The organism is Sinomonas humi, assembly GCF_000802235.1.
Classification (GTDB): Bacteria; Actinomycetota; Actinomycetes; order Actinomycetales; family Micrococcaceae; genus Sinomonas; species Sinomonas humi.
This window is the reverse complement of sequence record NZ_JTDL01000141.1, coordinates 116,877-138,772: the sequence shown is the minus strand read 5'-3', so window position 1 is coordinate 138,772 and position 21,896 is coordinate 116,877. Positions and strand designations below refer to the sequence as shown.

The 21,896-nt window shown below is 67.2% G+C and carries 22 protein-coding genes; 10 read left to right on the top strand and 12 right to left on the bottom strand.

Annotated features, from left to right (window positions below; translation table 11 throughout):
• The first annotated feature begins 141 nt into the window (after nt 1–141).
• From LK10_RS16320 to LK10_RS16310, 3 genes are all read left to right on the top strand, one after another.
• Entirely contained in the window at nt 142–1,143 is a 1,002-nt protein-coding gene (locus tag LK10_RS16320; RefSeq protein WP_043125863.1) for an SDR family oxidoreductase, read from the top strand.
• A gap of 10 nt (nt 1,144–1,153) precedes the next feature.
• The gene (locus LK10_RS16315) at nt 1,154–2,191 is read left to right on the top strand and encodes a zinc-binding dehydrogenase (protein ID WP_043125861.1); all 1,038 of its coding nucleotides are present in this window, start codon (nt 1,154–1,156) and stop codon (nt 2,189–2,191) included.
• A 147-nt stretch (nt 2,192–2,338) separates the two neighbouring features.
• Nucleotides 2,339–4,261, top strand: a complete 1,923-nt coding sequence (locus tag LK10_RS16310) for a hypothetical protein (protein ID WP_043125859.1) — start codon at nt 2,339–2,341, stop codon at nt 4,259–4,261.
• Here the strand turns inward: LK10_RS16310 and LK10_RS16305 are convergent.
• Together LK10_RS16305 and LK10_RS16300 are read right to left on the bottom strand one after the other, a co-directional pair.
• A complete protein-coding gene (locus tag LK10_RS16305; protein WP_043125857.1) occupies nt 4,252–4,665 on the bottom strand; it encodes a VOC family protein in 414 nt (137 codons plus the stop codon). The two genes, LK10_RS16310 and LK10_RS16305, sit on opposite strands and share 10 nt — an antisense overlap.
• A gap of 44 nt (nt 4,666–4,709) precedes the next feature.
• Nucleotides 4,710–5,471 carry an IclR family transcriptional regulator gene (locus LK10_RS16300; protein ID WP_043125854.1) on the bottom strand — a complete coding sequence of 254 codons (762 nt, stop codon included), beginning with the start codon at nt 5,469–5,471 and terminating at the stop codon, nt 4,710–4,712.
• A gap of 198 nt (nt 5,472–5,669) precedes the next feature.
• On the opposite strand from LK10_RS16300, the gene LK10_RS16295 reads away from it, so the two are divergent.
• Together LK10_RS16295 and LK10_RS16290 are read left to right on the top strand one after the other, a co-directional pair.
• Nucleotides 5,670–6,989: an MFS transporter gene (locus LK10_RS16295; protein ID WP_052207476.1), complete on the top strand. Its 1,320-nt coding sequence runs from the start codon at nt 5,670–5,672 to the stop codon at nt 6,987–6,989.
• A gap of 21 nt (nt 6,990–7,010) precedes the next feature.
• Nucleotides 7,011–7,751 (top strand): fumarylacetoacetate hydrolase family protein, encoded by a 741-nt coding sequence (locus LK10_RS16290; RefSeq protein ID WP_043125852.1) that lies wholly within the window; start codon nt 7,011–7,013, stop codon nt 7,749–7,751.
• Here the strand turns inward: LK10_RS16290 and LK10_RS16285 are convergent.
• The 6 genes from LK10_RS16285 to LK10_RS16260 form a co-directional block, all read right to left on the bottom strand.
• Nucleotides 7,748–8,233: a hypothetical protein gene (locus tag LK10_RS16285; RefSeq protein ID WP_043125850.1), complete on the bottom strand. Its 486-nt coding sequence runs from the start codon at nt 8,231–8,233 to the stop codon at nt 7,748–7,750. The genes LK10_RS16290 and LK10_RS16285 overlap by 4 nt on opposite strands.
• The gene (locus LK10_RS16280; protein WP_043125846.1) at nt 8,230–10,704 is read right to left on the bottom strand and encodes a molybdopterin oxidoreductase family protein; all 2,475 of its coding nucleotides are present in this window, start codon (nt 10,702–10,704) and stop codon (nt 8,230–8,232) included. The genes LK10_RS16285 and LK10_RS16280 overlap by 4 nt, the downstream gene beginning before the upstream one ends.
• Before the next feature lie 109 nt (nt 10,705–10,813).
• Entirely contained in the window at nt 10,814–11,041 is a 228-nt protein-coding gene (locus tag LK10_RS16275) for a hypothetical protein (protein ID WP_043125843.1), read from the bottom strand.
• Nucleotides 11,034–11,288, bottom strand: coding sequence for a hypothetical protein (locus tag LK10_RS16270; RefSeq protein ID WP_043125840.1), 255 nt, complete (start codon nt 11,286–11,288; stop codon nt 11,034–11,036). The genes LK10_RS16275 and LK10_RS16270 overlap by 8 nt, the downstream gene beginning before the upstream one ends.
• A 2-nt stretch (nt 11,289–11,290) precedes the next feature.
• Nucleotides 11,291–11,710, bottom strand: a complete 420-nt coding sequence (locus tag LK10_RS16265) for a hypothetical protein (protein WP_156144218.1) — start codon at nt 11,708–11,710, stop codon at nt 11,291–11,293.
• 4 nt (nt 11,711–11,714) lie between these two features.
• Nucleotides 11,715–12,935, bottom strand: coding sequence for an NRAMP family divalent metal transporter (locus LK10_RS16260; RefSeq protein WP_043125836.1), 1,221 nt, complete (start codon nt 12,933–12,935; stop codon nt 11,715–11,717).
• Between the two features lie 175 nt (nt 12,936–13,110).
• Here LK10_RS16260 and LK10_RS16255 point away from each other — a divergent pair, with 175 nt between their 5' ends.
• The 4 genes from LK10_RS16255 (at nt 13,111) to LK10_RS16240 (ending at nt 16,013) form a co-directional block, all read left to right on the top strand.
• Nucleotides 13,111–14,187 carry a YeiH family protein gene (locus LK10_RS16255; protein ID WP_043125834.1) on the top strand — a complete coding sequence of 359 codons (1,077 nt, stop codon included), beginning with the start codon at nt 13,111–13,113 and terminating at the stop codon, nt 14,185–14,187.
• 80 nt (nt 14,188–14,267) lie between these two features.
• Nucleotides 14,268–15,257, top strand: coding sequence for a formylglycine-generating enzyme family protein (locus tag LK10_RS16250; RefSeq protein WP_081998624.1), 990 nt, complete (start codon nt 14,268–14,270; stop codon nt 15,255–15,257).
• Nucleotides 15,254–15,616 carry a YidH family protein gene (locus LK10_RS16245; RefSeq protein ID WP_043125833.1) on the top strand — a complete coding sequence of 121 codons (363 nt, stop codon included), beginning with the start codon at nt 15,254–15,256 and terminating at the stop codon, nt 15,614–15,616. The genes LK10_RS16250 and LK10_RS16245 overlap by 4 nt, the downstream gene beginning before the upstream one ends.
• 16 nt (nt 15,617–15,632) lie before the next feature.
• On the top strand, nt 15,633–16,013 hold the full coding sequence (locus LK10_RS16240) for a DUF202 domain-containing protein (protein ID WP_052207475.1): 381 nt from the start codon (nt 15,633–15,635) through the stop codon (nt 16,011–16,013).
• Nucleotides 16,014–16,057: 44 nt separating this feature from the next.
• Here the strand turns inward: LK10_RS16240 and LK10_RS16235 are convergent, their stop codons facing one another.
• Complete coding sequence (locus LK10_RS16235; protein ID WP_052207474.1) at nt 16,058–16,933, bottom strand: hypothetical protein; 876 nt, start codon at nt 16,931–16,933, stop codon at nt 16,058–16,060.
• Nucleotides 16,934–17,057: 124 nt separating this feature from the next.
• Here LK10_RS16235 and LK10_RS16230 point away from each other — a divergent pair, with 124 nt between their 5' ends.
• A complete protein-coding gene (locus LK10_RS16230; RefSeq protein ID WP_043125831.1) occupies nt 17,058–18,155 on the top strand; it encodes an ATP-binding protein in 1,098 nt (365 codons plus the stop codon).
• A 17-nt stretch (nt 18,156–18,172) separates the two neighbouring features.
• Here the strand turns inward: LK10_RS16230 and LK10_RS16225 are convergent, their stop codons facing one another.
• From LK10_RS16225 to LK10_RS16215, 3 genes are read right to left on the bottom strand one after another with little or no spacing between them, the layout of a single operon-like run.
• Nucleotides 18,173–20,089: a bifunctional sugar phosphate isomerase/epimerase/4-hydroxyphenylpyruvate dioxygenase family protein gene (locus LK10_RS16225; RefSeq protein WP_043125830.1), complete on the bottom strand. Its 1,917-nt coding sequence runs from the start codon at nt 20,087–20,089 to the stop codon at nt 18,173–18,175.
• Nucleotides 20,089–21,021 (bottom strand): shikimate dehydrogenase, encoded by a 933-nt coding sequence (locus LK10_RS16220; protein WP_043125828.1) that lies wholly within the window; start codon nt 21,019–21,021, stop codon nt 20,089–20,091. Before LK10_RS16220 ends, LK10_RS16225 begins: the two co-directional genes overlap by 1 nt.
• 40 nt (nt 21,022–21,061) lie before the next feature.
• Entirely contained in the window at nt 21,062–21,877 is an 816-nt protein-coding gene (locus LK10_RS16215) for an IclR family transcriptional regulator (RefSeq protein WP_052207473.1), read from the bottom strand.
• Nucleotides 21,878–21,896 lie beyond the last annotated feature (19 nt).

The following is a 21,896-nucleotide window of genomic DNA, read 5'->3' as shown; positions in this document are numbered from 1 at the left end:
AGACATATTGTTAACAAGGCTAACAAAATGTGGACAGGCTCTCCAATTCGGCGATACGGTACGGCCATCTCGGCGGCCCAGATCGTTCCCGCTCCCGCTGTGGAGACTGGCACATTCGTTCGCTCAATCAGGAGGAAACCCATGTCCGGAAAGAGCATCCTCTACATCGGTGGAACCGGCACCATCAGCGCGGCCTGCGTGGCCCGTTCCCTTGAGCGAGGAGACTCGGTCACCGTACTCAACCGAGGCACCGGACGGCAGCCCCTCCCCGACGGGGCCCAGAGTGTCACGGCCGACGCGCGGGACCGGCAGTCGGTGCGGGACGCCTTGGGGAACCGGGAGTTCGACGTCGTCGCCCAGTTCGTAGCCTTCACCCCCGACCAGGTGGCCACCGACATCGAGCTGTACGAGGGCAGGACGGGCCAGTACGTCTTCATCAGCTCGGCTTCGGCCTACGAGAAGCCTCCGCGCCGCCTCCCGATCACGGAGTCCACTCCCCTGCGCAATCCGTTCTGGCAGTACTCACGGGACAAGATCGCGTGCGAAGACCTTCTCGTGAACTCATTCCGGGAACGGGCCCTGCCCATCACGATCGTTCGCCCATCGCACACCTACGATCACCGCCTGTTCCCCAACCTCGGCGGGTGGACCGACGTCGCCCGGATGCGCGCGGGGAAGCCGGTCTTGATCCATGGGGACGGCACGAGCCTGTGGACGCTCACCCACAGCGAGGACTTCGCGGTGGGCTTCACCGGTTTGCTCGGCCATCCCGATGCCATCGGCGAGGCCTTCACCATCACTGGGGACCATGCCCCGACATGGAACCAGATCTACGGCTGGCTCGCGGATGCGGCGGGGGTCGAAAGCCCCGACTTCGTCCATGTCGCTTCCGAGACCATCGCCCGGCTGCAACCCCCGCTCGGCCCAGGACTCCTTGGGGACCGCTCGCATTCGGTCCTGTTCGACACGACCAAGCTGCGAGCGCTCGTCCCCGAATTCCGCACGACGATCACATTCGACGAGGGCGCGCGACGCCTCTTGGCCCACTACGAGGCGCACCCGGAGCTGCAGACCATCGATGTGGAACTGGACGCCGCCTTCGACCGCATTGCGGCAGCCGCCCTCAGTTCCTTGAACGCGTAGCGGAGGGCACGTGCGCGCGATTGTGATGGATCGGATCGCCGGACCGCTTGCCGTTCGGGAAGTCGAGGAGCCAGAGGTGCCCGACGACGGCGTCGTGATCACCGTCGTCGCCACTGGGCTGTGCCGCAGCGATTGGCACGCGTGGGTGGGGCACGACGACGTCGCACTCCCCCACGTCCCCGGCCACGAGTTCGCAGGGCTCGTCACGCAGGTCGGGCGCGGAGTGACCAAGTGGGCGCTCGGCGACCGCGTCACCGCTCCCTTCGTCGAAGGCTGCGGGACCTGCGAGTGGTGCCTGTCGGGCAACGCACAGGTCTGCCCCGAGCAGCAGCAGCCGGGCTTCACCCACTGGGGCTCGTTCGCTGAGCGAGTCGTGATCCATGCGGCCGACACCAACCTCGTCGCCATCCCCGAAGGCGTCAGCTCCGAGGCCGCCGCGAGCCTGGGCTGCCGTTTCGCGACCGCCTACCGCGCGCTCACGAGCCGGGCACGCCTGGCCGCCGACGAGTGGGTCACGGTCGTCGGCGCCGGGGGCGTCGGGCTCAGCGCCGTCATGATCGCGAAGGCCCTCGGAGGCAAGGTGATCGCCGTCGACCGCAACGCCGCCGCCCTCGAAGTCGCGGCGTCCCTCGGTGCCGACCATGCGCTGCTCGCCGGCGGTGCCGATGTTCCGGGACAGGTGCACGCACTGACGGGCGGGGGAAGCCATGTTGCGATCGACGCCGTCGGCAGTGAGCAGACCTGCGCCGACGCGATCCTGAGCCTGCGCCGCCGTGGGCGGCACGTCCAGATCGGCCTCCTGCCGCCCGTCGATGGGCACCCTCGCGTGCCCATGGCGCGGGTCATCGCGTGGGAACTCGACGTTTTCGGCAGCCACGGAATGGCCGCCGCGGACTACCCGGGAATGCTCGCCCTGATCAGCACCGGGGTGCTCGAACCACAGAAGCTCGTCGAGCGGGTCATCGGGCTCGATGAGGCCGCCGCGCTGCTGCCGGGCTTCGATACCGCGAACGTCGCCGGCATGACGATGATCGACCCGAGCCGCTGACTCCGAAGGTTCGAGACACCCCCTCTCTGAACCATTGACTTGTGCCTCTATCTCTGGAAATAATCGTTTCAATTTCTCGGAAACCGCTTTCCGGAGGCGTCATGCAAAGTGACGGCGTCGCACGACTAGCTCATTGAGGAGCAAGAGATGCAGCCAGACAAGTCAGATCAGATGCAGCCAGCTCAGCGAGAGCTCCGTTCGGTAGGGTCCAACGGAGTCACCCGCAGGAGGGTCGTCCAAGGCTTTGGCGGGGTCGCGCTCGGAGCGGCGCTTGCAGGCAATTCGGGCATCGGACCGGCCGCCGCCGCGACTGCCCCGCCAGTGGGCGAGGGCGTCAAGGTGCTGATTGGCGGGACACCCGCCAAGGTCGGCAGCTACGCCTTCCCGAGCCAGGTGCCTGAGCTGGTCTTGGACAACGGGCTCGTGCGGGCCGCGTTCGGACGGGACGACGTCGGAGTCCCCACCGGTTGGCAGGACGTCTCCATCACTGCGACGTCGATTGTGGTCGCTGGCACTGAGCTCGCCCACAACCTCAACGGTGTCAATCCGCGGGACCCTGACCGCCAGCACTCGTTCTATGTCGACGCCTCCGGCGGCAAGACGCGCCTTGTCTGCTCGAGGGTGGATGTCCTTCGAGCAGAGCCGGGGCTGGTCGAGGTCGCGTTCCTGGACACGACGAGCACGCCGCTGCAGCACGAGCACCATCTGGTGATGCGGTCCGGCCATCGCGGGATCTACGGCTACGACATCATGACCGCTGTGACCGACACCGCGATCAACGAGGTGCGGATGAACACGCGCTGGGACCGCAGCATCCTCGACCACGCCTACAACTGGGAACGGGGCGCGGGGCAGCAGCCCACCTACGCCTACCTCGCGACCCAGCAGAGTGTGCAGGACGAAACGTGGCGCGTGGACGGGGTCAACAACCCGAACCTGCCCAGCCCGGAGAGCAACTCGGGCAATCTCCCCGCCGGTGCCGTCTACAGCAAGTACGACTGGAGCCTCTACCACCACGAGAACCCCATGTTCGGCCACTTCGGGAACGGCTTCGGCGCGTGGTTCACTCCTCTCGGCGGCGTCACAGACGAAACGCTGTGCGGGTTCTATGGTGCTGGCCCACAGCATCAGGACTTGGGCATCCATCAGGACGCGCTGATCCTGAACTACTTCTCCCGCAACCACTATGGCGAGCCCGCCTACCCGATCCCGGCTGGCTACCGGCGCCTGTACGGGCCTTGGCTGACCTTCTTCACTGTCGGGGATCCAACGGCGCCGGAGTCGATGATCGCCGAGGCGGCCCGAACCGCTCGGGCCGAGATTAGCGAGCACCGGGCCGGGGCCCCGTGGGTGAGCGATTCCCTCTATCCCTCCCCAGCCCAGCGCACTACCCTCACAGGACGGGTCCGCCTCGCCGACGGACGGCCCGCCGCGGACTTCCACGTCATCCTCTCCACTCAGGACAGCGACAGCGTATTTCCGATCGCAGAGCCGACGTACTTCGTCAGGACGGACGCCCAGGGCCGATTCGAGCTTCCCGGCATTCCGCCCGCATGGCAGCCCGGGAGTACCGCTCCGGGATCCTACGTCCTGTATGTCCAGCCTGCCGACGGATCGGTGACTGACCTCTACCGCCAGCCCGGCGTCGTCGTCCGAGGTGCCGAGCACCGCTCCCGCAGGAAAGGGCCCGGGGTGGGACACCCTGGTCCTGGAGGTCGACGACGGCGCGCAGCCGGCGCCCGCGAAGCTGGTCGCCTCCATCGCGAAGACCTATTCCGGCGGCACAACGAATTGGAAGGTCACCGTCCGCAACGAGGGCCCCGGCACGGCCCACGACGTGCGCATTCAGAGCATCACCAGTCCCTCCGGTCAGCCCGCGCAGATCATCGGCCGCGATCCGGCCAAGTTCGCGGTTCCCGTCGCCGCGACCCTGGGCCCGGGAGCGAGCATCGCCACCCAGGTCACGGTTGCGGGCGGGGCGCCCATCGCCGTTACGCTCACGGCCGACGGCGGGCGCATGACGACGACGGCAAGCTGACGGAGTCGAAGGGCTCAGCGGCTCAGCTGTAGATGCGGTTGTCGAGCGACGAACGGGGCTGCTGCAGGGGGCTGGGATGTGCGATGACGACGCGGATGCCATCCGGATCCCGGCCCTCTACGAAGGTCACACCGCCTGAGGAATGCGTGTCGGAGTCGCCGCTCACCGACTTCAACGACGTTTCGAACTGCCGCAGACCTTCCGGGGTGTCTACGGCCCACATCAGGTACTGCGCCCCGATCCCCTCCAGCGGGTGGGGCGTTTCCTCGCCCTTTGCGACGAGGTAGATCTGGAACCCACCGGGCGCGAGGAGGAGGGCGCCGCCGTCGGCGTCGAGCGTCTTCCGGCAGCCGAACACGCTCGTATAGAAATCGGCGGACCTTTCAAGGTCCCTGACGAAGACAACCGTGGACGTGACCTTGGCTTCGTGTTCCATCCCCCGATTCTCGACCATCAGTCAGTGGGGTGGAATAGGACGGCTTACCGCGGCGGCAGCAGGATCGTCAGCTCGCGGGCGGCCTCGTTCAAGTCGGGGAGGTAGTCGAGGAGCTTCTCGCGACTGACACGGTATGCGGGTGCCGCAACGGACACGGACGCAATCGTGGCGCCGTCGAGGTCCTTCACCGGGACGCCGATCGCTCGGATGCCCGCTTCGTGCTCTTCGTCCGCGATCGCATAGCCCTGGTCTGCGACCGTCCGAATCTCATCTCGGAACTGCTGCCTGTCCACGATGGTGCGGGGCACGAAGGGAGTCAGCTCGAGGGTTTCGACGAGTTCGTCCCGTTGAGCCTCGGGGGCGAAGGCGACGAGTACTTTGCCCATCGAGGTGCAGTGGAGGGGGCCGCGCCGACCGGGTTCGCCGCTGACGCTCACGGAGTGCCTGCCTTGGACGTGGTGCACGTAGAGCTGGTGGTGGCCGTCGATGACCGACATGAGTGCGCTCTCGGACGTCTGCTCGGCGAGTCTGCGCAAGACGGGGAGGGCGGAGCCAGCGAAACCATGCCGGTGCGCGACCCGGCTGGCGAGCGAGAAGACCTGGAGCCCGAGCCTGTAGCGCCGACTGGTCTCGTCGACGCAGGCGTAGCCGTCGCGGACAAGGGCAGAGGCGAGTCGGTGTGCGGTGCTCAGGGGGAAGCCTGCCCGCCTCGCGACCTCCGAAAGGGATGCGCCGTCGGGGTAGTCGCCGAGCAGGGTCAGGAGCAGGAGGGCCTTGCCGACCATATCTGGGGGTGTCTGGCTCACACGTGCATTATTCCACAGACCTTCCACCATATGGGAGGCAGTGCCATAAAGAGGAATTTATTTCGCGTGGCCCCTTGTGCGTCTGGCCCACGAGGGGGCAGACTTGCTTCCAAGTGGCGATAAGACCTTCCATCATCTGGAACGGCGGCCTTTCGAATACCCGAACCCCCGCAAGGGACATCACAGTGAGGTGATCTCATGCCCGAACAACCCCGCACGGTTCCCGGCCCGATCGCAGCATCCCCCGGGCGCACCCGTTGGGCCAGGCTCCTTCCGATCTCGTTCGTGACCTACTCGCTCGCGTATCTCGACCGCTCGAACTACTCGATCGGCGTCGCGGGCGGAATGAAGACCGACCTCCATCTGGATGCTGGCGTCTCGGCCCTGCTGGGCGCACTGTTCTTCCTGGGCTACTTCCTGTTCCAGGTGCCCGCCGGCGTCTACGCGGAGCGGCGCAGTGCTCGCAACCTGATCTTCTGGAGCCTGCTCGCATGGGGAGTCCTAGCCTCCCTGCAGGGCGTCGTCTCCTCGGTCCCGTTGCTCATGGTGGTGCGCTTCCTCCTCGGTGTGGTCGAGGCCGCCGTTCTGCCAGCGATGGTCATCTTCCTGAGCCACTGGTTCACGAAGGCCGAACGCGGGCGCGCCAACACCTACCTGATCCTGGGCAACCCGGTGACCGTGCTGTGGCTGACGGCGCTGTCCGGGTACCTCGTCCAGGCCACCTCATGGCGATGGATGTTCATCATCGAGGGCCTGCCCGCGATCATCTGGGCCTTTGTGTTCCGTGCCCTCGTCCGCGACCACCCGCATGAGGCGAGCTGGCTCGATCCCGACGAACGGCGCTACGTCGAGGATGCCCTCACCGCCGAGCAGCATGCGATGGCACCTGTCGCCTCCCTGTGGACCGCGCTCCGCTCGCGTAACGTCGTCGTGCTCTCCGTGCAGTACTTCCTGTGGAGCCTGGGCGTCTATGGTTTCGTGTTCTGGCTGCCGTCGATCGTGAAGGCCGCGGGCGGCCAAGGCATCGGCATGACTGGCCTCATCTCCGCGATCCCGTACGTGTTCGCCGTCGTGCTGATGGTGCTCAACAGCCGGCTCTCCGACCGCTCGGGCCGGCGCAACCGCTACGTCTGGCCGTGGCTGGCCCTCAGCGCGGTGGCCTTCTACGGCTCCTACCTCCTCGGAACGAAGAACTTCTGGGCGGCCTTCGTCCTTCTCGTGATCGCAGGCGCTGCCCAGTACGCTCCGTACGGACCGTTCTTCGCCGCCATTCCCGAGCTCATGCCCCGGGACGTGGCCGGACCCGCGATCGCGCTCGTCAACTCCCTCGGTGCCCTCGGCGGTTTCGCTGGCTCGTACTTCGTGGGATGGCTCGATGGGACTACCGGCTCGAGCAGCGCATCGTTCCTGCTCATGTCCCTCAGCCTCGCCGGCTCCGCCATCCTCATCCCGTTCGTGCGGGCACCCCGTCCGCACAAGTCGTCCGGACCTGCCCTCCGTACAGGAGCGGACTCCTGAGATCCGCGTCTAGCTCCTGAGATGCGCATCTGCAGGATCGCCCACGCGGGCGGAGTGGACTATGCCAGCTGGGATGAGGAGGGCTTCACACTCCTGCTCGACCCCTTTGGGGCGCACGCGCGGCAGGCGGGGCTTCGGGTGCCCGCCGCCCGCGCGCGCTTGCTCGCACCCGTCGAGCCCCGGACGGTTGTGGGGATGGCGCACAACACCGGGCCGTCCGACCGTGGGCTGCCCCCGGCAGCGTTCCTGAAGGCGGCCCGCTCCGTGGTCGGTCCGGGCGCCGCCGTGCGCTTGCCGGACGACGGCGGCCGCGTCGTCGCCGAGGGCGAACTCGCCATGGTCATCGGTCGGGAGACGGCGGACGTCCGGCCTGCGGACCTGCTCTCCTGCGTTCTGGGCTTCACCATCGCGAACGACGTCACCGACCGCACCGCTCAGAGCCGAGACCCGCTCTGGACCGAGGCGAAGAGCAGGCCAACGTTCACCCCCGTCGGTCCGTGGATCGAGACGGACCTCGATCCGGCCGACGCGGCGATCACCGTCACGGTGGGCGGGGAGGCGCAGACAGCCTCGACCAAGGGCCTGGCCCGGGATCCGGAAGAGATCCTGGCCTATCTGTCGAGGCTCATGCCGCTCGGACCCGGAGATTTGGTCCTCACAGGCGCGCCCGGGGCGGCGGTCGCCGTGAGCAGGGGGGACGACGTGAGCGTCCGCATCGACGGACTCGGCGAACTCACCAATCCGGTGGAGGCGTGCTCCTAGCTGACGAGAATCTGCGTCGCACTCTCCTTGAGCTTGCCATTGGCCCAGCGCATCTGGCGGAGCGTCTCGGGGTGGTCCTTCTGGGCCAGTGCGAGGAGGTCGCGGTGCTTGATCCCCTGGGCAGCCTGGGCGAGAAGTTCCCAGTCCACTGAGACGCCGGCAGCCTTCATGTACACCTCCCGCAGGTCGCGCAGAAGCAGGAGGGCAGGGGAGCTCATCCGGCCGATGAGCTCGCTGCCCTTCTCCACAATTGCATCGACGGGCCCGTGCTTTGTGCCCGCTTCCGGATCCAAGTGATCCTGCCCGTAATCCTTGCCGATTTCCGCGATGTCCCGGACGTGCTGCTGGGACCACCGGGCCAGATCCTTCGCGAGGTGGAAGATCTCGTGGTCCACCTTGTGGCGCTCGGAAATCTTCAGGAGTTCATGTGCGAGTTCCGCCTCCGAGCGGTGGAGTTCCTCGAGCGCGAGTCCGATCTTCATAGCGTCCCTCCCGCGGATTGCTGCGCAAATTCCTCGTCTGCTTCGGCCGACTGATTGCCGCGCGTCGGCGAAATTGAGGCCGCGGCGGGGCCCGCGGGGCGGGACGCCGTCGTCGTGGGCGCCGGCGAAGGGCCGTCCGCGGCGCTCACCTTTTCCACCCGCGCCGCCGCGGTCTTGAAGATGGGCTGCTTCGAGCAGGCGTCCCAATCGGTAATGGTGAGCTCGTTCGCGGCGCGCCCCGCATCCTCGGGCTCGTAGCCGCCCTCGGTGTCCCAGTAGCCGTAATGGAAAGGCAGGAACACGACGCCCTTGCGGATGTCCGTAATTCTGGCCTTGGCTTTCACTGAGCCCCTGGGGCTCGTCACCTCGAGAAGGTCACCTTCCGAAATTCCGACGACGGCGGCATCGCCTTCCGAGATTTCCACCCATACGTCGGGGGCCGCTGCCTGGAGCTGCGGCGCCCTGCCCGTCTTGGTGCGCGTATGGAAGTGGTAGAGCGTCCGTCCAGTGATGAGGATAAAGGGGAATCCTTCGCTCGGGATCTCGTGCGGAGGGACATACTCGGCAGCCTTCAGGATCGCTTTCCCCGTGGGATTCAGGGCCTTGTATTCCGTCGGCTCAACCGGTGCGCCGGTGACGAGGTCACGCCCATAGCTCTCGCAGTATTCGGGCGTGCTGAAGAATTTCCCGCCCTCGTACAGCCGTTCCGTGCCGTCGGGGTTCTCGTCGTTGCACGGCCACTGGACTCCGGACCCGCCGCGCAGCTTCTCGTACGTGATGCCTGTGTAATCGCAGGGCCTTCCCCTGCTGCATTCCTTCCACGCCTCGAAAGCGGATTCTGCGTCATCCCATTTCACGAGGGGAGCCCCGTCTTTGTCCTTCAACCCCAGACGGCGGGCGTAGTCGATGAAGATGTCCAGATCGGCTTTGGCTTCTCCCGGCGGTTCCACGGCCTTTTCGGAAAGGTGCACCGTGCGGTCGACGTTGGTGAAGGTTCCGGTCTTCTCGCCCCAAGTCGCTGCAGGGAGGACGACATCAGCCAATTGAGCGGTCTCGGAAAGGAAGATGTCCTGGACAACGACGAACAGCCGCTCCTGCTCGAGGATTGCGCGAACCCGCGGAAGCTCGGGCAGCGAGACAGCGGGATTCGTCCCGCTGACCCAGAGCATCCTGATCGAGCCGTCTTCGGCATAACGCATCATCTGCATGACGTGAGTGGGGGGCGAGTAATGTGGAATCTCCATCGGATCCACGTTCCAGACCTTTGCAAGATCCTTGACGTGCACCTCATTCGACCAATTGCGGAAGGCTGGCAAATCGCCGTCGCCCCCGCATTCGCGCGTGTTCTCGGCGGTCGGCTGGCCATTCATCTGCAGAATCCCGCACCCCGGCTTTCCGAGCATTCCGCGGATGATGTTGATGTTGTTGACTTGGACGGCGGCCGCCGTCGCCTGGTTCGACTGGTAGAAGCCCTGCAGGACCGTCGAGAGCAGGCGCTCCGCGTGCCCGAGGATCGACGCTGCCTCGCGAATCTTCTCAGCCGGTACGTCGCAGATGTGCGCGACGGTCTCCGGCGTGTAGTCCTTCACCATCTTCACGAGCTCATCGAAGCCCACCGCGTGGGCCTCGACATAGGCGTGGTCCACCCAATCGTTCGCGATGATCTCGTGCAAGAGCCCGTTCATGAGGGCCACGTTGGTGCCGGGCAGCGGCGCCAGATGGACGGTCGCGTGGCGTGCGACCTCGGTGGGCCGAGGGTCAACGCAGAGGATCTTCGGTGGATTCGGACCAGCCAACCGGTCCAACATCCGCATCCAGAGCACGCTCTGGGTCTCGGCCACATTGTGCCCGTAGAGCGCGATGACGTCCGCATGATCGACGTCCGTGTAGGAACCGGGCTGACCGTCGCTCGCGAAGGATTCCTTGAGCGCCGCGGCCGCCGTGGCAGTGCAGAGGCGCGTATTGCCGTCCACATGGTTCGTCCCCAGGCCGCCGTGGGCGAGGACACCGAGCGTGTAGTACTCCTCCGCGAAGAGCTGACCGGTCGTATAGAAGCCGATCGCGCTCGGACCCTGCTCCGCGAGGAGCTGCTGCGTCCGTTCGACAATGCGGTTCATTGCCGTGTCCCAGTCAGTCTCGACGAGGCGGCCGCCCTCCCGGATGAGCGGGCGCGTCAGCCGGTCAGGGGACGAGTTGGCCTGCCATCCATACAGGTCCTTGACCCCGAGGCGCCCATGGTTCACCCGGTCCACAGCTCGGCCGCGAACGCCCACAATCCGCTCGTCCTTGACCGCGATGTCCATCGCATCGCCGTTGGAATGCAGGAGGGATGCGGTCTGCACCCATCTGTCGACCTCGCCCGGCGCGATGCCCGAGGCCAAGTGGGTATCCACCCGGACGGGCCACGCCTCGCCCGATCCGTAGGGGCTTCTGGAACCCCACGGTTCCGCTATCCGGTCCATGGCTGCCATAGGTCCTCGGTTCCCTCCTCTAAAAAGAGCAGACTTAGCCGCGTCTTACCCGCGCCCGCTGCCGGGAACCTCATTCCGGCCGATCTGTTTCACGTCGCTTTCGCGCAACCTACTCCCCAGCTGTCTTCCGCTGTGCCCGTGGGTCTCCGCGCCGGCCGGGGGCGATCTGCTCTCCCGGGTTCTCGTACCGGCCCATGAACCTCCCCCGCCTGTCATAGGTAGGGACGCGCGGGCGCTCCTCGGGAAGGCGGGCCACCGCGAAGAGATAGATGACGAAGCCGACGACGACGGCGGCCACCAGGACACTGATGGCCCACCCGATGATTGCCTCAGCCATCGTTCCCCCTGAGGCGGATTCCGTTCTCGTCGATCGCAGCGATGTGGCTTGCGGGAATAGTGGTCGTCTTCGGACGCGGCTTGAACCGTCCGGCAAGGAGGGCGAAGCGGTGAGGCACGACGAGCAGCGCCCGAACGACCATGTCCTCTCCGTCGGGAGCCACGATGAGGTCCAGGACCCTGCCCCGAGGCTGCCCGTCGTCGGACGAGACCGCCAGGCCGCGGAGGCGACTGTAGGTCAGCATCATCCCTACTCCCTCCCGGCCCCGGGGAGCTTGCCGACGTAACGCAGCACTGCTTCGTCCACCCTCCGCAGGCCAGCTGCAACCCGCTCGACGTCGAGATGGACGAACGCGTCGATCGCCTTCACGTGCGACCAGTCGACGACAGCCGGTCGGGGATCCTGAACCCCGATCAACCGGTAGCAGGCACGCGCGATGCCGCCGAGCAGACTGGGCATCGGCCGAGGCACCGGGCCCGAGACGATCGCGCGCAGCACAAGCCTCGGCGGATCGCCCTCCGAGCGCCCCGGCTCGAGCTCGAACTGCAGGTCGTCGACGCGCCCAGCGCGGTGCCCGTCACGGTCCAGGATGGCGTGGTCGATGATCTGGCCCATCGAAAGCCCCCGCCGGCCGCCGTCGTCGTCCATTCCCGCCTCCTGCGGGCTCACGCGCCTAGAAGTTGCCACCAGTAATCACCAGCAGGGGGATCGTTGCAAGGGTCGTGAGCACGAGCACTCCCAAGACAATGCTCGCCACGACATTGACAGCCAGCGTATTTCTCAGCCTGCCCATGAACTGGGAATCGTTGGCGAGGAGCAGCAGTGGGCCGAAGGTGAAGGGAAGGGCTGCGGACCCGAAGGCCATCGTGATGACGGTGAACTGGATGGGGTCCACCCCCGTGAGGTCGATGATCATGGCGAGGGCGATCATCGCCAAGAACACGAGGTTGAAGGCGGGGGCGCCCCGGGCAGGGGCGCTCTTTCCCCAGTCCCACCCGTAGTACTGGGCAACGCCGTACCCTCCCGAGAGGCACAGCTCCACAGAAGCGGCCACTGAGACCGAGAAGACGCCGACAACGAAGACCACGAAGCCGATCTCGCCGAACGCAACTTGAGCGGGCCGCGCTGCGGCCAGGATCGAATCCACGGGCTGGCTGTACGGGTAGAGGGCTTTCGCCCCGGCGGTCATGACGGCCATCGTCATGACCGCGCCGAAGAGGGTTCCGACGACGGCGACAATGCGGTTCCGCCCGAGGTCCTTGCCGGTCCAGCCCTCCTCGATCGCCCCAGACGAGTAGAAGTCGAATTGGTAGGGGGTCATGAACGAGCCGAGCAGAGATGCCGTGGCAAAGAGATACCCGGGGATCGAATAAGAAGAGGAGATGTTGGGGTGCACGACGGCGGCCGCGACCCTTCCCCAGTTCGGGGAAAGCGCGACGCTGGCCGGAATCATGACGAGCATGGTCAGGCCGGCCAAGGCTGCACCGGTATCGACCCTGCTGAAGTTGAAGAACCAGAGCGCCAGCGCGAGCGCGACCGCCACGACGGGCACCCAGACCCTGTAACCGATGCCGGTGAGCAGCTGAAGTGCGAGTGCCATCCCGACGAGGTCCACTGCGAGGACCAGCACGTGCACGACCACATTGGCGATGAGGGGAACCGCGCCGAGGCGTGGGCCCAGCCTGGTGCGAATCACCTCGTACGTGGGCTGGGCAGAGGATATCGCCACGCGGCCGGACATCTCGGCGTAGACAGAGAAGCCGACGAGGCCCAGCACAACGGTCCACAGGAGCGCGAATTGGAACCGTGCACCTGCTGAAACGGCGGTGATCACTCCGCCCGTGTCCAGGAACCCGCCGATGCCGGCCAACACCCCGAGCGCAAGAGCGGCCACAGGATGCTTCCGTCCACTGGCTTTCGTGCGCGCGTTCACCCGGCTCCTCCCCTGTCGACCTCCTCCCTCCGAGCAACTACCCGCCATCCACACCCTCAAGCCATATCACCAGCGCATGCCCCCATGCGGAATTGCCCTCTACTGGCCTTCGCCGGATCAGCGGAGAGTTGATTGCATGGGCAAATCTGACGGAAGAATCGAATCGGAGACACCGCCCGCCCCTCGTGAAGCGCGCCACCGTTCCGCCACCTTCGTCGCGGCCCTTCCGGGGCTCGCAGTCGCCCTCGTCGTCGCTGGTGCGGCAGCGCTCCTCGGCCAACTCGCCCCCATCATCGGAGGCCCGGTGTTCGGGATACTGCTCGGCGTGCTCGCCGCGGCCGGGATCCGGCCCCTTCGAGCGGAGCGGATGACGGCGGGCTACCGCGCCGCTGGCACCTTCGTCCTCCAGGCCTCGATCGTGGTCCTGGGCACCGGACTCTCGCTCGGGGAAGTCGCCCGAGTGGGCGCCACCTCGTTGCCCGTCATGCTGGGCACCCTCGCCGTCGCGCTCGGCGGCGCGGCCCTGGCGGGGCGCGCGCTGGGTCTCGATGCCGACACCCGTACCCTCATCGGGGTGGGCACGGGCATCTGCGGCGCATCGGCGATCGCTGCCGCCTCCGCGGCCATCAAGCCAAAGGACTCCGACGTCGCCTACGCGATCGGGACGATCTTCACGTTCAACATCGCGGCCGTCCTCCTGTTCCCCCCGCTCGGCCATCTCCTCGGCCTCAGCGCCCACTCGTTCGGCCTCTGGAGCGGCACGGCGGTCAACGACACCTCGTCCGTCGTCGCCGCAGCCGAGAGCTATGGCGGCGGCGCGTCGTCGTACGCCATCGTCGTCAAGCTCACCCGCTCGCTCATGATCATCCCGATCGTCACGGCACTCGTCGCCCTCAGGACGAAACGCGAGCAGGCAGCAGAGGGAGGAACTCGCTCCCGCCTGCCCTGGCGGCGAATGGTCCCAGCGTTCATCATCGGCTTCGTCCTTGCAGCCGCGCTCGACACCGTCGGCGCCGTACCCGCCTCATGGCACCCGGGCCTTTCCGCCCTCGGGACGTTCCTCGTCACGATCGCACTTGCCGGCATCGGCCTCAATCTCCGGATTTCGGAGATGCGCAAGGCCGGCGCACGCCCCCTCCTGCTCGGCGGCGTGCTCTGGGCCGCCGTCGGACTCACGAGCCTAGGGCTGCAGGCGGTCACGGGGACGCTGTGAGGGGGCCTCCCCTTGCGCCGTGACCCTCACCGTGCAAAGGTGACGGCGCAACGGCAAGACCAGAAGGAACCATGGATCCCATGACAGAAGCCGCCCACACCCCCGACTGCTGCATGCCCGAAAGACCGGGCAGCGTAGCCCTTCCCGAGTTGGCTGTGCCGTCCACCGGGATCGAGCAGCGGGCCCACCACGACGACGTCGCGGTCCCGGGCGGGGCCTTCCAGATGGGCGATGCCTTCGGGGAGGGATACCCGGGCGACGGCGAGACACCCGTGCACGAGGTCGAGCTCCCGGGCTTCCGCATCGACGCGACCGCGGTCACCAACGCGATGTTCGCGGCCTTCGTCGAGGCCACCGGCTACCGCACCGAGGCCGAGCGCTACGGCACCTCCGCGGTCTTCCACCTCCTGGTCAAGGCGAACGACGACGACGTGCTCGGCGCCGCGGCCGGCGCACCCTGGTGGCTCAACGTCCGCGGAGCCGACTGGGCCCACCCCCGCGGGACCCTCTCCCACTGGACCGCCGCCCCGGACCACCCCGTCGTCCAGGTCACCTGGCACGACGCCCAGGCCTACTGCTCGTGGGCAGGACGGCGCCTGCCCACCGAGGCCGAATGGGAATACGCCGCCCGCGGCGGCCTGGCCGGCAAACGCTACGCATGGGGCGACGAACTCACCCCCGACGGCCAGCACCGCTGCAACATCTGGCAGGGCACCTTCCCCACCGTCAACACCCAGGACGACGGCTTCCTCGGCACCGCCCCCGTCCGCACCTTCCCGGCGAACGGGTACGGCCTCTACGAGATGGCCGGCAACACCTGGGAATGGTGCAACGACTGGTTCCTGCCCAAGTACTACCGCAACTCCCCCCGCCAGAACCCCCAGGGCCCGACGATCGGCGCAGGCCGGGTCATGCGCGGCGGCTCGTACCTGTGCCACGAGTCCTACTGCAACCGCTACCGCGTCGCCGCCCGAACCTCCAACACCCCCGACTCCTCGAGCGGGAACTGCAGCTTCCGCACGGTCGCCCTCGCGCCCGATGCGACCTCGACCACCGAGAAGACTCCATGAGACTCAAGGAGCCGCAGTGGCGCCGTGAAGGCGAGATGCCGGACTACCGCTTCTCGCTCGCGAACGAGCGCACGTTCCTCGCGTGGATCCGCACCTCGATGGCGATCCTCGCCGGCTCGATCGCGATCGACCAGCTCACCCCGGACATCGCCCCGGCCCCGGTCCGCATCGCCCTGTGCCTGGCGCTGGCCGCGATCGGGGCGGCCCTGGCCTTCGAGGCCTACCGCCGCTGGTCGCTGCAGGAGCAGGCCATGCGCAAGAAGCGGGAGCTTCCGCACGCATGGCTGCTCGTGGCGATGACCGTCGTCGTCGCCCTCGCGGCCCTGGTGTTCGCGGCCCTGATCCTCTTCTCACGGTGACAGCCGGGGTGTCCCCGTGACTGACGAGCCGGACCCCGAGGCCGCCCGCGACCCGGGGCTCCACGCCCGCGACCCGGGGCTCCAGCCCGAGAGAACCTCCCTCGCCTGGGGGCGCACCCTTCTGGCCCTGCTCGTCTCAGACCTGCTCATCTGGCGGTCCTGGACCCGGTCCCTGGCCCGCCACGCGGGCAGGATCGAGGGCAACGCGCTCAGCCTCGGCATCGCCTCAGCCGTCGCCGCGGCCGCCACCGCGGTCATCGCCGGGTGCGTCCTCTACCGCGGCCGCGCCCTCCGCGCCGGAAACGCCGCCCCGCCCGCAGCCCTCATGCGCACCGCGACCCTGGCACTCCTCACCCTCGCCGCCGCCACCATCGTCTCGATCCTCCTAGCGAGGTAAGGACCACCTGCCCTTCTTGGAGGAGGTCGGTCTTCCCGCCGCGGCTATTGGCCAGTCGTGCTCGTCGACGTCGCTCCGCCCGAATTCTGAGTGCTCTGCATCGGCGTAGCGGTGAGGGTCTCTGTGACAGTCGGCGTGCTGGTCTCGCTACTCGAGCTTGAGCTTGAGCTGCTTTCAGAGGAGGTGTCAGAAGGAGACGCGGTTCCTGACGTCCCGGACGAGGAAGCCTTCTGGAGGACGGTGTTGACGAGGTCCTCGAGTTCCTGCTGATCGGTGTCGCCGAGATTCCCACCGCTCTTCGTCGCCACGACGAGGAGCCTGCCCTGGCCACCCGAAACCTGCATCAGCATGTCGGACGAATTGCCGCCCTTCGTGCTGACGGTACCGAATGTCTCATCAGCGTTCGTCTTGGCCTGAAGCTGTTTGCTCGAGACCGTCACCTTCTGCCCGACGGCGGATACGGTGAAGGTCGAGCACTGGGTCATCTTGCCGCGTATGTCCCGCACGAGCTGTTCCGCGTCCGGTCCTTGCGATCCCGACTGCGCCGAAACGGTGCGGGGCTTCTGGCTGTCCGAGATGGCAACAGCTACGGAGCCATTGTCGACGCTGTTCACGAGGCCCGCCGTGGCGATCGACTTGCAGTCCGACGGGTCCACCGTGGCCGTGCTGAGAAGGAGGTTCCCGAGATCCTTGCCCGCGGTCACCTGGGCGGCGGAGTACAGGTTCAGCGAGTTGCCGTCCGAATCCTTCAAGCCTGAGATGAGGTTCCGCAGTTCGGATTCGCTGTAGACATGAGTGCTCGCCGCGCTCGACGACGACGCGGACGGGCTCGGCGTCGTCCCTCCCCCACCGGTGCAGCCTGCCAAGGCAAGCGCACCCGCGCACGCGACTCCGAATATGGCACTTCGCTTGGACTTCACGGATCCTCCACTCCTCGGCCTGAACGTGAGAGGTGGTTACCCGGAGAAGGAGCATGGAATCCACGTAGACTCGAGGAAGATTAACCGGATTAACCAGATTCACCAAGATTCACCGGAGGCTCGAGTGCAGAATCCATTTCGACCGACGGCCGGAGCGACACCACCCATCGTCGTGAGTCGCGAGGGGCTGCTTCGCGAATTCGGTTACGGCCTCACCATCAGGTCGGGAGCGCCGGGGCTCCTCACGATCTTCACCGGAGCGCGCGGCGTTGGCAAGACCGTCATGCTCGGAGCAGCTGAGGACCTGGCCCAGGAGCAGGGGTGGCTCGTGATCTCCGAAACGGCCACGCCCGGATTCATGGCGCGAATCGGCGAGGCGATGCGCCGAGCGCTTGCCGAGCTCGGGGACGGCCCCATTGGGCGCCGCATCACGGGAGTCACCCTCGCAGGCTTCGGCGTGACAACTCAGCTTCCCCCTGAGGAACAGGTCAGCTGGCGGGACGCGGGCGAGCAGTTGCTACGGCTCCTCGACGATCACCGGACTGGCCTCACCATCACCGTCGACGAGGTCCACGCTGCCGATCGCAGCGAGATCGCGGCCTTGGCTGCCAACGTCCAGCACTTCATCCGGGACGGCCTCCCGATCGCCCTGCTCTTCGCGGGTCTCCCTGCGGCGGTCTCCGACCTGCTCAATGAAGGAGTGGCCACCTTCCTTCGCCGAGCCGATCGCATAGATCTCCACTCCGCCTCCATCGAGGAGACGGCAGACTCCTACGTGAGGCTCTTCGCCGAGGGCGGACACCACCTCTCACCCGAGCTTGCGAGGGCCGCCGCCGAGGGCACGGGAGGCTACCCCTTCCTCATCCAGCTGGTGGGGTACAGCCTCTGGCAGGAGGCCGAGGCGGGAAACGGCGACCTCGACGACGCCGCAGTCGCTCGCGCGATCGCGGCCGCTCGGCGTCGGAACGAGCGCACGGTGATCGAGGCGGCCCTCTCCACCGCAACGGCGCGCGACATGGACTTCCTCATTGCCATGGCGCAGGACGACGCCGCCTCGGAGGTCGGCGACATCGGCCGGAGGATGAGCGCGAGACCGAGCCTCGTCGGCAAGTACCGCGCCCGCCTCATTGACGCGGGACTGATCGAACCGGCCGGCTACGGCCGCGTTGAGTTCGCCATCCCGGGACTGGCCGACTACCTCCGCGCCTACATCAGCCGTTGAGCTGACGGCGAGGAGGCCTACTTCGACTTCTGAGCGGCGTGCTGCACTGCGTGCCTGACGGGAGCGTTCGGGGCACCGAACCCGTCGTAGCCATCGATCCGCTGGATCATCTCGAAGAACACGCTTCCCACGGTGGCGGTGTAGAAGTGCAGGAAATCGCCCTGCTCGTCCCGGTCGTAGAGGAGGTCGAGTTCGCGCAGGGTCGCCAAGAACTGGGGCTCGAGCCCGAATCGCGCGTCGAGGTCCTCGTAGTAGTTCTCCGGGATTTCGAGGAAGGGCAGCTTCCGCGCCCGGCACGCGCGTGCGGTGGCAATGAGATCCGGCACCGCGATTGCGATGTGCTCCTGGAAAGTGTCCGCGACCGTGCCTCGCACGCTATCGGCCTGCACCCACGGTGCCAGATTGAGCGCGAGCCGCACTGCGCGTTCGCCGCCGACAAGCTCTGTCTGCATGACCTGCGAGCGCACGAGCCCAGCCGGGCTCGAGACCTCCTGGGACGGCTGCGGGCTCAGCGCGAGCACCGACGAGTAGAACAGCACCCCCTCGTCGTAGTGCTGCCAAGGCTGCGCCAGATTGATGTGGTCGATGCGCGCGGCAGGCGGCTCCGTTGCGGACGCCGGCAGCCCAGCCCCGAACTCCTCCGCCCAGAGCGTGTCCTGGCAGAGGAACACCTCAGTGCCGTCCGGTGCCTCGACCGCCTGCAGCACCTCCTCGTTGGCCTGGGACGTCCGGGGCACAGCGACGGCCTTCAGCTGCAGGGCGCGGGCGACGGCGGTCACGGAGTTTTCGACGTCGAAGCCGAGCGCTGAGATCGCCGGTGCGACACCGCGGGCCTGCTGGCGGTTGAGAATGATGCGCGCGTCACCGAGCGTCCACAGGCTCACAGGCTTGGTCCGGTGTTCGCCCCTGGATTCGAAGCCCAGCTGTGCTAGAAGCCGCTCGAGCTCGCTGGCGCCGGCCGCCGCGGGGTCCGCTTTGACCTCGGCGAAGTTGATGCCCGACGGCGGTGCGACCTGCGGAAGCGTCGTCAGCGGCATGGGATAGGCGCGGGAAGCGGCTGCGAGTTGGGCGGGGGTCGGTGTGGCGGCCGGATCGCCGGATTCCGCGGTTCCGGCGGCGAGATGCTTCGCCGTGCGCTCCTCGAGCCAGATGAGGGAGCGCATGGCGTCGACCGCGGTGCGTTCGACGTCGGCCTGCCGGAACGTGTCGTTGAAGACCTCGAGCGAGACCGGCCCGTTGTAGCCCGTGCGTGCTACGTGGCCGAGGAACTTGGGCAGGTCGAACTGGCCCTCGCCGGGGAAGACCCGGTAGTGACGGCTCCAGTTGAGAACATCCATCGAGAGCTTGGGCGCGTCCGCAACCTGCACGAAGAAGATCTTCTCCCCCGGGATCCGTTCGATCGGTTCCGTGTCCCAGCCTCGGGAGAGGATGTGGAACGTATCGAGGCACGTGCCGAGGTTCGCGTGGTCTGCATCGGCCACGACCCGCCAAGCATGCTCGAAGTCATTCACGAACGTGCCCCACGCGAGAGCTTCGTATGCGACCTTCACGCCGTGATCGGCCGCGAGCTCCGCCAGTCCGTGGAGCTGCTCGGCGCGGAGGGCGTCGTCGTCGATGCTTGCTGTGGCGACGTTGCTGCACACGAGGATCGTCTCGATCCCCAGCCGATCCATGAGCTTGAACTTCGCGTCGGCTCGCCGAAGGTTGTCGCGGTAGAGCTCGTCAGGCACTGAGTCGAAGTCGCGGAACGGTTGGTAGAGATCCAGCCCGAGGCCAAGCTCGTCGGCGAGGGACCGGACCGCCTCGGGGCTCAGCGATGAGGTCACGAGGTCCGCCTCGAAGATCTCGACCCCATCGAATCCGGCCTTCGCCGCCGCCCGCAGCTTCTCCTCGAGCGTTCCGGAGAGGCAGACAGTCGCGATCCCGGTGCGCATCAGCGGGCTCCTGCCTCGGCCTTGGGCGCAGCGTCCGGATGCGCCTCCGATGCTGCACGCTCCTCACGCTCGATGAGCTCGAGGAAGTGCGCCCGCATGCGCTCGGCGTCGGGCTCGAGGCCCGTGAAGATACGGAAGGAATCCACCGCCTGGCCCACAGCCATCCGTCCGCCGTCGAGCACACGGCACCCGAGGGCCCGCGCCTCGCGCACGAGCTGCGTCTCGATCGGGCGGTACACGATGTCCGCGACCCAGTGGCGCGATCCGAGGAGCGAGACGTCGAACGGGGTCCCAGGGTGCGCGGCCATCCCCGTCGGGGTGCAATGGACGACGCCGTCCGCCGCCTCGATCAGCGAGGCGAGCTCCGCCGTCGTGCGCCCCTCCACGGACGCGCCCGGGAACATGGCCGCAAGCTCGGCGGCGCGCTCGACGGCGCGTGAAGCGTCGACGTCGACGATGCTGAGGTGCTCGACGCCCGCGGTGAGCAGGGCATAGGCGACGGCAGAGCCCGCGCCGCCCGCGCCGAGCTGCACGACGCGCCCGAGAGCCGCGCCGGGGAGGCCCGCGCGGAAGGCGCTCAGAAAGCCCGACCAATCCGTGTTGTGGCCCACGGTCCGCCCATCCTCGCGGATGACGACGGTGTTCACGGCACCGAGGCGAGCGGCGTCGTCGTCGATCTCGTCGAGGTGCTCGATCACGAGCTGCTTGCATGGGTGGGTGATGTTGAGGCCGTTGTAGCCGAGGTTCCGTGCCGCCCGCACCAGATCGCCGACACTCTCGGCAGGAAGTCCGAGGACGGCGATGTCGATCGGCCGGTAGAGGTAGAGCAGGCCGTGCGCTGCGCCCTCGCTCTCATGCATCGAGGGGGTGAGGGACGGGACGACGCCGTCGCCGATGAGGCCGATCAGGTACGACTCGGTGGGGAGGCTCACTCGGAGTCCTTTCAGGGATTTCTGGAGGCTTTCAGGTCTCTTACGGGCGGGGCAGGCGGGCCGCGAGTTCCTCGGCGGCGTCGCGAAGGGCGGGGAGCTGGTCGACGAGGTCCTCGACGCTCATGCGGACGGTCGGCGCGGAGCAGGCAATGGCCGCGATGGCCCTCGCCTCCTCACCCGGGCGTGAGTCGGCCAGGACGGGCACCGCAATGGCGCGCATGCCGACCTCGTTCTCTTCGTCCATGAGGGAATAGCCCTGGCTGCGGACGCGATCGAGCTCCGCGCGGAACTCGCCACGGTCCGTGATGGCCTTCGGCGCGACGGGCACGAGGTCGATCGACTCGACGAGCCGCTCGCGCTCCTCGTCGGGGGCGAAGGCGAGAAGGGCCTTGCCGACGGCCGAGCAGTGAAGGAAGCCGCGGTAGCCGGGATCGCTCGTTACGCGGAAGGCCCTCGGTCCGTCCACCTTCGCTACGGTGAGGAACCGGTCTTCATCCGGGACGGCGAGGATGCTCGCCTCCTGGGTCTTCTCTGTGAGGCGCGAGAGCACCGGAGTTGCCGTGCCGGCGAAGCCGAGGCTGTTGGCGACATAGAGGCCGAGCTGGAAGACCCTCAGGCCGAGGCTGTACTTCTTGCCCTCTGGCTCGAAGTCGACGAAGCCGGCCCGTTGGAGGGACTGCAGGAGCCGGTACGCCGTGCTGAACGGCAGGTCCGCGCGGCGCGAGAGGTCGGCCGCGGTTGTGGCACCGGGAGCGTCCCCGAGCATGACGAGGAGACTGAGCGCCTTGCCGACCATGTCGGTCTTGGCGCGCTTCTCCTCATCGACAGGCTGCTCGTCGGGAGTGATGGAGGGCATAAGTCGATGGTGCCACAAC

What these genes read in the sequence shown, in the direction of transcription:
- LK10_RS16270 (WP_043125840.1), bottom strand. Translation starts at nt 11,288, where the DNA reads ATGATGCTGACCTACAGTCGCCTCCGCGGCCTGGCGGTCTCGTCCGAC.
- LK10_RS16290 (WP_043125852.1), top strand. Translation starts at nt 7,011, where the DNA reads ATGCGCATCTGCAGGATCGCCCACGCGGGCGGAGTGGACTATGCCAGC.
- LK10_RS16285 (WP_043125850.1), bottom strand. Translation starts at nt 8,233, where the DNA reads ATGAAGATCGGACTCGCGCTCGAGGAACTCCACCGCTCGGAGGCGGAA.
- LK10_RS16280 (WP_043125846.1), bottom strand. Translation starts at nt 10,704, where the DNA reads ATGGCAGCCATGGACCGGATAGCGGAACCGTGGGGTTCCAGAAGCCCC.
- LK10_RS16255 (WP_043125834.1), top strand. Translation starts at nt 13,111, where the DNA reads ATGGGCAAATCTGACGGAAGAATCGAATCGGAGACACCGCCCGCCCCT.
- LK10_RS16225 (WP_043125830.1), bottom strand. Translation starts at nt 20,089, where the DNA reads ATGCGCACCGGGATCGCGACTGTCTGCCTCTCCGGAACGCTCGAGGAG.
- LK10_RS16305 (WP_043125857.1), bottom strand. Translation starts at nt 4,665, where the DNA reads ATGGAACACGAAGCCAAGGTCACGTCCACGGTTGTCTTCGTCAGGGAC.
- LK10_RS16245 (WP_043125833.1), top strand. Translation starts at nt 15,254, where the DNA reads ATGAGACTCAAGGAGCCGCAGTGGCGCCGTGAAGGCGAGATGCCGGAC.
- LK10_RS16215 (WP_052207473.1), bottom strand. Translation starts at nt 21,877, where the DNA reads ATGCCCTCCATCACTCCCGACGAGCAGCCTGTCGATGAGGAGAAGCGC.
- LK10_RS16275 (WP_043125843.1), bottom strand. Translation starts at nt 11,041, where the DNA reads ATGGCTGAGGCAATCATCGGGTGGGCCATCAGTGTCCTGGTGGCCGCC.
- LK10_RS16320 (WP_043125863.1), top strand. Translation starts at nt 142, where the DNA reads ATGTCCGGAAAGAGCATCCTCTACATCGGTGGAACCGGCACCATCAGC.
- LK10_RS16310 (WP_043125859.1), top strand. Translation starts at nt 2,339, where the DNA reads ATGCAGCCAGACAAGTCAGATCAGATGCAGCCAGCTCAGCGAGAGCTC.
- LK10_RS16295 (WP_052207476.1), top strand. Translation starts at nt 5,670, where the DNA reads ATGCCCGAACAACCCCGCACGGTTCCCGGCCCGATCGCAGCATCCCCC.
- LK10_RS16250 (WP_081998624.1), top strand. Translation starts at nt 14,268, where the DNA reads ATGACAGAAGCCGCCCACACCCCCGACTGCTGCATGCCCGAAAGACCG.